6 protein-coding genes are annotated in these 9598 nt (G+C 45.7%); 2 read left to right on the top strand and 4 right to left on the bottom strand.

Going from position 1 to position 9598, the window contains the following annotated elements:
• Positions 1–328: 328 nt before the first annotated feature.
• Together EPB59_RS05175 and EPB59_RS05170 are read left to right on the top strand one after the other, a co-directional pair.
• The gene (locus EPB59_RS05175; protein WP_154171743.1) at positions 329–1642 is read left to right on the top strand and encodes a TolC family outer membrane protein; all 1314 of its coding nucleotides are present in this window, start codon (positions 329–331) and stop codon (positions 1640–1642) included.
• Between the two features lies 1 nt (position 1643).
• Positions 1644–2282 carry an OmpA family protein gene (locus EPB59_RS05170; protein ID WP_055051761.1) on the top strand — a complete coding sequence of 213 codons (639 nt, stop codon included), beginning with the start codon at positions 1644–1646 and terminating at the stop codon, positions 2280–2282.
• 91 nt (positions 2283–2373) lie between these two features.
• Here EPB59_RS05170 and nspC read toward each other — a convergent pair whose 3' ends face one another.
• The 4 genes from nspC to nhaA form a co-directional block, all read right to left on the bottom strand.
• Positions 2374–3507 (bottom strand): carboxynorspermidine decarboxylase, encoded by a 1134-nt coding sequence (gene nspC, locus EPB59_RS05165; protein ID WP_195707061.1) that lies wholly within the window; start codon positions 3505–3507, stop codon positions 2374–2376.
• A 125-nt stretch (positions 3508–3632) separates the two neighbouring features.
• On the bottom strand, positions 3633–4877 hold the full coding sequence (locus EPB59_RS05160) for a carboxynorspermidine synthase (protein WP_154171741.1): 1245 nt from the start codon (positions 4875–4877) through the stop codon (positions 3633–3635).
• A 13-nt stretch (positions 4878–4890) separates the two neighbouring features.
• Positions 4891–7776 (bottom strand): pyridoxal phosphate-dependent class III aminotransferase, encoded by a 2886-nt coding sequence (locus EPB59_RS05155; RefSeq protein WP_154171740.1) that lies wholly within the window; start codon positions 7774–7776, stop codon positions 4891–4893.
• Between the two features lie 584 nt (positions 7777–8360).
• Positions 8361–9512, bottom strand: coding sequence for a Na+/H+ antiporter NhaA (nhaA, locus tag EPB59_RS05150; protein ID WP_154171739.1), 1152 nt, complete (start codon positions 9510–9512; stop codon positions 8361–8363).
• Positions 9513–9598: the final 86 nt, after the last annotated feature.

Below are 9598 nucleotides of genomic sequence, written 5' to 3'. Positions count from 1 at the left end.
AAAAACATGTTTAAATCCTTACACCGCAGGCATAAAAACCTTGTCGTTTCATCTGGCAACAACATAAATTCTGAACTAAAATCACACCACAACACTTTGGAAGTGTTAACTTTATTCCAAAATCATCCACAACTGAAATGTTTTAACACTTTTAGTTTACATCGTTATGGCTAGTTCACAGGGGTTTATTTAGGTAAATATGTGATACGCTTCTCGCGTGCGTCATAATGTTGACGTCAAATGTCCTATATGTCTTATAAATGATAATGAATCTGGATTAGACTAAAGGTCATTCATTGAGTAATGACCCACACTGGGGAGAACGTTTTTGAAAGGATTACCATTAAAAGCGATTGCGCTCGCTATCGCATTGAGCAATCCGGTTTCTGCGCAAACGTTGGAGCAAGCGGTATCCATCACGTTGGCATCCAATCCGGAGCTAAAAAGCGCATTTAATCAATTTAAAAGTCGCGAATATGATGCCGATGCATCATCAGGGGCTTATTTGCCAAAAATCGATCTTGATGCGGGCATCGGTTACGAATCTATCAATCCTGCAGAATCTAGCGGTAATAGAAATACGGATTTAACACGAAAAGATGCAACATTGACACTGACTCAATTGATCTGGGATGGCTCTGCAACACTCAATGATATGGATAGAACGGCAGCGGAAGCCGAAGCGGATCGTTACCAATTATTGGCAGATGCATCGAACATGGCTTTAGAAGTAAGCAAAATCTATCTTGATGCAACTAAAGCTCATGAAATTCTAACCTTGTCTGAAAATAATCTTGCGATTCACAAAGCGATTTATCGTGATATTAAAAAGCGTGCGGACTCTGGTATTGGTTCTACCGCTGATGTGACACAGGTTGAAGCTCGTTTAGCAAAAGCACACAGTAACTTGCTTGCTGCACAAAATAATCTTTTGGATATACATACCCAATTTCGCCGTCTCGTGGGGCAAGAACCTTTAACTCTGGAGTTTCCTCGTGCTGACGAAAATGCCATACCCTCTTCTGTAGAAAAGGCGTTAGAGCTGGCTCAAGCACATCACCCTGTGATTAAAGTGTCACAAGCGGATGTGGATGCCGCTCGTTTCCAATATAAGCAGTCAAAAGCCCCTAATTACCCAACACTCTCCTTTGAAGCCGCACAAAGCTGGCGTAATGATGCCGGTGGTGTAGAAGGTAGCAGCGATGAATTTAGCGCGATGTTGCGTCTGCGCTACAACCTATATAATGGTGGCAGTGATAGTGATCGCACTGAAAGTGCAGCTTATCAACTAAACCGCTCGAAAGATTTACGTGAAAAAACTTTCCGTACGGTTGAGGAAGGGCTTCGCTTGTCATGGAGTGCTCTCGATCTCACTCTGCAACAAAAAGAGTTTTTGGCCGATCATGTGGATTCCGCTTCAAAAACCGTGGTGGCTTATCGTAAGCAATATCAAATAGGCCAGCGTACCCTGCTCGATCTGTTGAACACGGAGAATGAACTGTTTGAAGCCCGTAAAGACTATTTGGATGCTAAATACTCCGAGCAATATGCCAAATATAGAGTGATGAATGCATCGGGTAACTTATTGGATGCCTTGAGAGTGGATATTCCTCAGGAATGGACAGCGAAGGTGGAGTACTAATATGTCAATCAAATCATGGGCTCTGCCACTATTTATTTGTACCGTTACAACCTCTGCTTTCGCCAATCAAGACGAATACATTAAACATGAGAGTGATGAGTACGACTACCGTGCGACTCCGCTTGCTGATCAAATTGCTGATCTGAAAGACGATGATAAGGATGGTGTGATTAATGCTCGCGATCTCTGCCCTGATACTCCGAAAGGCTCTGAGATTGATAATGACGGTTGCGGAACTTTTATTAAGGCATCACAAATGCAGCAATTGCACATTTTGTTTGCCAATGATTCTAGCGCAATTGAACCCGCATTTTTGACGCAAATCCGTCAAATGGCTGAGTTTTTGCAAACCTATCCTTCAACATCTATTGAGTTACAAGGCTACGCGAGCAAAGTAGGTAGCGCAGAACATAACCTAGCACTCTCTAAGCTGCGTTCAGAAGCAGTTCGTGACCAATTACTGCGTTATGGAGTGACGCCAGAGCGCCTGAACATTGTCGGATACGGTGATAGCGTTTTGGAAGCAGATGGTACCGATGATGTGAGTCACGCTCGTAACCGCCGCGTTACGGCAACCGTTGTTGGATATAAAGGTGAAGTTGTCAAAGAGTGGACAATTTTTACAACGCTTCCGATGTAGTTGCTGATATGAGATAAAAAAGCCGTGATTTTTCACGGCTTTTTTATTGGTAAGAAACGGTATTAATTGACCTCCTACCCTATCCAGGATTTTATTGGATAGACCACAGAGATAAAGTGCGTTTGAAATCTTCATAGCCAAACTGGTTGATTTTTTGTATCTCACCATTTTGACGTTCACAATACACAGACGGCATTTTCAGGCCGTTAAACCAATTGAGTTTGACCATGGTGTAACCTGCGCTATCTAGGATGTGCAGTTGTTGCCCGACCTGTAATGGCTCATCAAACTTAGCTACGCAGAATTGATCGCCGGCTAAGCAAGAACAAGAGCCGATCACATATTCGTGCTGACCATTATCACTGGCTTCTAACACTGAAGCGGGTTCTTTGTAAATCAATGTGTCTAAACGGTGCGCTTCCGTCGCTGAATCAACAATCGCGGTTTTCATCCCGTTTTCCACAATGTCTACAACTGTCACTACAAGATCGGTCGTTTTGGTGATGACAGCTTCACCCGGCTCAAGATAAAGTTGAACTGCATGACGCTCCGCAAACGCTTTCAATGCTGCACCCAACTTATCGACATCGTACCCCGGCCACGTAAAGAATACGCCCCCACCTAAACTAACCCAATCGAGTTTATCGAGGTAACGACCAAAACGTTCTGAAATCGCATCCAATAAACCAATGAACGCATCCACATCTTTGTTTTCACAGTTCATATGGAACATGACGCCATCAATAGTATCAAACACACGTTCATCAATATGATCGGCCTGTACCCCTAAACGTGAAAACTGACGCGCGGGATTAGCAAGGTCTTGACCTGCATAGCTGACGCCGGGGTTGATACGCAGGCCTAGAGATGCTTTACCTTCAATTAAATGACGGTATGCCGCTAATTGAGATTGAGAGTTGAAGATCATTTTGTCGCAGATGTCGACGACTTCTTTCACATCGTCTTCACTGTAACCAACTGAATAAGCGTGGGTTTCACCGCCGAAAGTTTCATAGCCCAGTTTCACTTCAAAGGGACCAGAGCTGGTTGTGCCATCCAGATAGGGTTTGATGATGTCAAAAACACCCCACGTTGAGAAACACTTCAGTGCCAACACCATCTTCACACCCGAAATTTCCTTCAGGTGCTTAGCAATTTCGAGGTTAGCGATGAGTTTTGCTTCATCAATCATGAAGTACGGGGTTTTTAATTCATTTTTTTGCATGTCAGTTCCTATTTCCTGCAATGTTTCCATTCATGCTTGCCTATAGCAAAAATGGAAAAACAGCCATAACCATTTGGCTATAGCTGTTTAGAATTAATCACGGAGGTTTTCACACTCTGCGTGCATTATTTCACGATTTGAATATCAGGTTGACCCGGCTGAAGCTCCATCACATCCCAACCTAAACCGATAGATGGCATAGTTTCTAGGAATGGATCTGGATTGAGCTGTTCCATGTTAAATACACCTAGTTCAGCCCACTCACCACGGAAAAACTGCAGCGCTGCCGTAATTGCTGGCACGCCAGTGGTATAAGCAATCGCTTGATGCTCCACATCGTGGTAAGCAACTTCATGGTCGGCATGGTTGTAGATGAACACGCTACGCGCTTGACCATCTTTCTTACCTTGCACCCAAGTACCAATACAAGTGAGCCCTTTGTAACCCGGTGCTAACGAGGTTGGATCAGGAAGCATTGCTTTCAGCACTTGCAGTGGTTTAACGACCGTACCATCATGCAAAGTCAGTGGCTCTGGATTTAATAAACCGATATCACGCATCACATTGAAATAATTCAGGTAGCGATCACCAAAGCCCATCCAGAATTCAATACGCTTAGCAGGAATAAACTCTTTCAGTGAACGCAGCTCGTCGTGCGACATAGAGTAAACTTTGAATTTTCCACATTTAGGAAAATCAAATTCCAGCATACGAGTATGGCAAGGTACGCGCTTCCACTCACCTTCATCCCAGTAGATGGAATCACCCTGAATTTCCAACAAGTTGGTTTCAGGATCAAAGTTGGTCGCGAATTTCTTGCCATGATCGCCGGCATTAATGTCCAACACATCAATAGTGTCGATTTCATCGAACAAATATTTCGCAGCGTAGGCAGCAAATACGCTGACAACACCCGGATCAAAACCCGCGCTTAAAATCGCAGTGATCCCTGCTTGCTTGAATTTGTCACGAAACGCCCATTGTGCGTCGTACGCTTCCGGAACTTGCTGACCTTCAGAGCATAAATCAACCGAAACGGAAGTATCCAAATAGGATACTTTCGCTTGGTAACACGCTTCCATAATGGCAACGTTAACCCATGGTGGCCCAGCATTGATCACTAAATCTGGCTTTACTTCATTAATCAGTTTCACCAGTGATTCAGTATCGTCCGCGTTAACCTGACGCGCTTCTAGTTTCTTGGAAGAATCTTTAAGGTTGTTTTTACCTTTGATCGACTCAATGATTTTTTCACATTTCGCAATCGAGCGAGATGCAATAGTAATATCACCCAGCACGTCGTTGTTTTGTGCGGCCTTGTGTGCCACAACCCAACCTACGCCGCCTGCACCAATCTGTAGAATAGACATAGTTCCCTTACCTTTAGTCCGCTAGCTCAACCGCTAGAGTTTCAATTTTAGCCAGTAGAGAGTCGAAATCCGACATCGTCAAACATGGGTTCAAAATTGTGAATTTTAAGGCCGTTTTGCCATCCACTATGGTTTCGCCAAGCACAGCGACACCACGTACCAGCGCCTGAAGGCGAACCACTTTGTTCAGTTCATCCAGATCAGAAGCTTGCTCATTTACCGCGCGGAATAACACGGTAGACAAAGATGGTTCAGCCAAAAGCTCGAAGCTTTGATGCTGACGTACCAGTTCCGCCACCTGCTTGGTTTGAGCGAGCAGATGATCGTACATGGCGCCCAGTTGTTTAGGTCCCACGTTTTGCATGGTCATAAATACTTTTAGGGCATCAAAACGTTTGGTGGTCGAAATCGACTTATCGACCAAGTTTGGTAACGTATCGTGCTCACGGTTTAAGTAGTCTGCATGGTGCAGCAGGTACTTAAAGTTATGCTTGTCTTTCAGCAGCAATGCGCCACAGCTGATGGTTTGGAAAAACAGCTTATGGAAATCAACACTGATGGATTGAGCACGCTCGATGCCATTGAGGCGATCCTTATGACTGCTCAGGATTAACGCACCGCCATAAGCACTGTCCACATGCATCCAGAGTGCGTGCTTCTCAGCCACATCGGCGATCGTCACCAGATCATCAATCGCACCGTGGTCGGTAGTGCCTGCGGTACCCACAATGGCAAAGGGAATCAGCCCTTCAGCTTTGGCTTGTTTAACCGCAGCTTCAAGCTTAGTCACATCCATCGTGCCATTAGGTAGTGCGTCAACGGCAAGAATTGCTTTCTCACCTAGCCCCATCCAAGATGCCGATTTTTGTACCGTGAAGTGAGATTTCTTCGAGCACACAATACGCAGTTTGTCCGCATACTCAGGTAGACCCAATTTCTGGATTGAATGGCCACTGAGCTTATCGGCGATCCAGTCACGAGCCAGCATTAAGCCCATCTGGTTGCTTTGCGTGCCACCGCTGGTAAAAATACCGTCCGCTTGCGCGCCCAGTTCATACTTTTCACACATCCAATCCACCACTTTCTGCTCAACAAAGGTTGCTGCAGAAGATTGATCCCATGAGTCCATGGATTGGTTCAATGACGCAATAATGGCTTCAGCAACAACGGAAGGCATTAAGGGTGGCGTGTGCAAATGCGCGATACAGTCAGGGTGTTGAACCATGATGGAGTTTTTCGCGATCAACTCTGCGGTTTCAGAGATAACCTCTTTTAATGACGCATTTTTGTTATCCAGATCCACCGCGTAAATCGCTTCTTCCAGCACTTTAGGGTCAAGACCTGAGTAAGGTGCTTTTACTTCTTCAAACACGGCTTTCATCGCAGCGGTCGTATGGTTCATCACTTGTGAGAACTCTTGGCTGCCCATGTGGCCAGTATGAATAAAGTGTTTTTTCCACTCTTGGTTAACTTGCTCAGGATCTTTTTTGCCGCCACCTGCAGCAAGAATCGCTTCTTCAAGCACGCGTAAAGCGAAATCGAGCTGTTCAAACGAGATGATGACTGGTGGCAAGAAACGAATCACGGAGCCATCACGGCCGCCCTTTTCTACCATCAAGCCGCGCTCAAGTGCCGCACGTTGAATTGCCAGTGTCAGTTGTGGTGCTGATTTTGGCTCACCAAACTTGTTCAGTTCGCCGCTTGGATCTTTAATCTCAAGACCGAGCATCAAGCCTTTTCCACGTACTTCGGCAACACAGTTGACTCGGCTTTGGATTTTTTCTAGGCCAGCGCGTAGGTATTGACCCGCAATACGCGCGTGCTCAACGAGGTTATCACGCTGAATGATTTCAAGCGCTTTGGCGCCAGATACCATTGCAAGCTGGTTGCCACGGAAGGTTCCGGTGTGCTCGCCCGGACGCCATGTGTCGTGCTTTTTGTTGATAACCAGAATCGACATGGGTAAACCGCCGCCGATCGCTTTTGATAAGCAAAGCACATCAGGAATAATGCCGGACTCTTCAAATGCAAAGTTGTGGCCTGTTTTGCCTACACCACATTGGATTTCGTCAAAGATCAACAGGATGCCGTGCTCATCACAAATGCGGCGCAGTTCACGCAGCCAGAATGCCGGCGCAGGGATAACCCCCCCCTCACCTTGTACTGGTTCAACGATGATTGCAGCAGGTTTCATGATCCCTGCTTCATCGTCATTCAGCAGACGTTCAATGTAACGGATGCTGGCTTTCGCGCCTTCATCACCACCTAAACCAAACGGACAGCGTAAACTGTATGGGAAAGGCATAAAATGCACATCGGACATCAAGCCCGTACGGCGCGCCTTGGTATTGAGGTTACCCATCATCCCCATAGTACCGTTAGTCATACCGTGGTAAGCACCGCGGAAGGCAAACATGGTGTTACGACCCGTGGTTTGCTTGGCTAGCTTGATTGCTGCTTCAACCGCATCCGCACCCGATGGGCCACAGAACTGGATCACACAATCTTCACCCAACGCTTTAGGCAAAAAGCCTTTCACGGTTTTGATGAAATGGGTTTTCGCTTCGGTTGCGATATCCAGCGTTTGGTATGGCAAACCAGAATCGAGTTGTGTTTTCAGTGCTTGGTTGATTTCTGGATGGTTATAGCCAAGCACTAAGGTACCTGCGCCTGCTAGACAGTCCAAGAAAATCTGCCCACGTGTATCTTCCACCAAACAGCCATAGGCTTGCTTAATGGCAATAGGAATACGACGTGGATAGGAACGCACTTCAGATTCATGCGCAGCTTGATCAAGCAGCACTTGGTCTGGCGTGAGATCGTAAAGACCGTCTAATAACGGCACTTGATTTGAAAATAGAGTTGCGATGTGGTTATCGACTTCAAAGGCTGTACTCATCTTTTTTCCCCTTGAGATGATTCGTTTCCGCCTTTCCGGTTTAGGTTATGGAAATGGCGAATAGCAAAATGCTCCGCGTTTGCGCATAGGCAAGCCGGAATGTGGGTCATCGTTTGGATGACGAATTGCTAAATCAGAGAATCAAGGTTCAGTAATGCTACTGTCCTGTTGAACAGGGCATAGAGGAAGTACAAAGCTGATTAGTGCGTATAAATTAAGTGAGTTCAATGTTGGGTATCCCATGCACATGCTGCCCCGCAGCAAGAGTATCCCGTCTATCGACAAAAGGACTTGTCGATACCTACCCTACGTGGTGTCACAATCAGCCTGAATGGTCACCACGCGTGTCCCCCAGAAGCTCAGTCCGAGATTGGCGCGAACCTTATCATAAAAAGAAAGTCAAGCGCAATCGTTTTTAATAATTATTCGCATCAGTTGCATAGTAAAATTGACATAAAACGTTATAAGCCAAATCCCTTTTGCCATACAAACTTTGTATACATCTATCTTTCATCGAAGAGAATCAAAGCGATACAAAAATGCCCCCGCAGTGCGGAGGCATTATGCTCACCAAATCATAGTGATTATTGTGCAGATTTCAGCGGTAAAGAGAGGCGCAGCAATGCATAACCCAATAGTGCTGCCGTGGTAGATCCCATCAGAATCCCCAAACGCGCGTAGGTGTCATAAGCTTCATTCACTTGGCCAAAAGCCAGTGATGAAATGAAAATCGACATGGTAAAACCAATCCCACACAATACAGATACTGCAAAAATATGTCTGAAATTAATACCCTCTGGCAACTTCGCCACGCCCAGTTTGACTGCAGCCCAACTGAAGCTGAAGATACCAATCGGCTTACCTAAGCAAAGCCCCAACGCCACACCTAATGGCAGCATGGATGTTAAACCGGCTAAAGAAACGCCTTGTAATGAGATACCTGCATTGGCAAAAGCGAACAGCGGTAAAATACCAAACGCCACATAAGGGTGCAGTGCATGCTCCAGATGCTTCAGTGGAGAATGCTCACCCTTGTTGCCTTTCAGTGGGATAGCAAATCCAATGACCACCCCTGCCAATGTTGCATGCACACCCGATTTCAATACAGCAATCCACAAAATCAAACCCGCAACTAAATACACACTGAGTCTAGTCACGTGTTTAGCGTTAAGCATGAACAGTACACCCGTCATGATAAAGCCGATGGTGAGTGCAATGGTTGATAAATCACTGCTGTAAAACAGAGCGATGATCACTACTACGCCAAGGTCATCGATGATCGCCAGCGCCAATAGAAACACTTTCAAACTCACTGGAACGCGCTTACCCAGTAAAGCCATAATACCCAGAGCAAATGCAATATCAGTCGCGGCAGGGATCGCCCAACCTTGGATTGCCTCTGGATCGTTAAAATTGAACATCACGTAAATCAGTGCAGGGGCAAGCATACCGCCTACTGCAGCAATTGCCGGGAAAATGGCCGTTTCACGCGATTTTAAAGCACCTTCCAACAACTCGCGTTTTACTTCTAAACCGATCAACAAGAAGAACACCGCCATTAAGCCGTCGTTGATCCAGTGCGAAACCGACATCCCAAACAGATAGGTATGCAAAAAGGCTTGATAACCTTCAGCCATTCCTGAGTTGGCAATAACCATAGCAATCGCCGCAGCAATCACCAACAAGATGCCGCCCGCCGATTCCATTTTAAAGAAGTCTCGAATCATGTCAGACATAAGTTTGTCCTTAAATTATGTTAATAATTGATTAACAATAGAATGATGACCCAGAGTGTAGCTAGGCTTGAGGCAATGGAAAAATC

This window comes from Vibrio metoecus, assembly GCF_009665255.1.
Classification (GTDB): domain Bacteria; phylum Pseudomonadota; class Gammaproteobacteria; order Enterobacterales; family Vibrionaceae; genus Vibrio; species Vibrio metoecus_B.
The sequence above is the reverse complement of the archived record's forward strand: the minus strand, read 5'-3'. Positions and strand labels throughout refer to the sequence as shown.

Coding starts and splice junctions, on each gene's coding strand:
- EPB59_RS05170 (WP_055051761.1), top strand. CDS start 1,644: ATGTCAATCAAATCATGGGCTCTGCCACTATTTATTTGTACCGTTACA.
- nspC (WP_195707061.1), bottom strand. CDS start 3,507: ATGCAAAAAAATGAATTAAAAACCCCGTACTTCATGATTGATGAAGCA.
- EPB59_RS05160 (WP_154171741.1), bottom strand. CDS start 4,877: ATGTCTATTCTACAGATTGGTGCAGGCGGCGTAGGTTGGGTTGTGGCA.
- EPB59_RS05155 (WP_154171740.1), bottom strand. CDS start 7,776: ATGAGTACAGCCTTTGAAGTCGATAACCACATCGCAACTCTATTTTCA.
- nhaA (WP_154171739.1), bottom strand. CDS start 9,512: ATGTCTGACATGATTCGAGACTTCTTTAAAATGGAATCGGCGGGCGGC.